Source organism: Streptomyces chisholmiae (assembly GCF_031845445.1).
Taxonomy (GTDB): Bacteria; Actinomycetota; Actinomycetes; order Streptomycetales; family Streptomycetaceae; genus Streptomyces; species Streptomyces chisholmiae.
The window spans coordinates 1-477 of sequence record NZ_JAVREO010000111.1 but is presented as its reverse complement, the minus strand read 5'-3'; the positions used below and the strand labels follow the sequence as shown (position 1 = coordinate 477).

Genomic DNA, 477 nt, shown 5'->3' with positions numbered 1-477 from the left:
GGTCCAGCCTGCGCAGCAGCGTACGCATCATCTCGTCGTCGATCCGCCGCTCGTCCCGGAGCCGGACGAAGACCTTCCGCTCGGCCTCGATCATCTCGCGGGCGAGACGGCGGTAGGTGTCGTCCGCCGACTCCCCCGTGACCGGGTCGGCCGCCCCCAGGCGCTCCCATACGGCGTTGCGGCGGCGGTCCAGGACGCTGCGCAGCCGGTCGGCCAGCGGGGGCGGGAGGCGGTTGTGCGGGGCGGCGAGCAGCTCCTCCAGGCGGGCTTCGGCGGCTGCGGACGCCTCGCTCTGGGCCTGTGCCTCGACGAGCGTCTCGGTCTGCGGGTCGCGCCCCGGCAGCTTCAGTACGCGGACGAGTACGGGCAGGGTCAGGCCCTGGATCACCAGCGTGGCGATGACGGTGGTGAAGGTCAGGAACAGCACCAGGTTGCGGGCCGGGAACGGCTCGCCGTCGTGCGTGACCAGCGGGATGG

General features: G+C 73.0%; 1 pseudogene. It reads right to left on the bottom strand.

The features are described 5' to 3' along the window. A pseudogene (locus RM844_RS32325) lies at window positions 1-477 on the bottom strand (Na+/H+ antiporter); the annotation flags it as partial.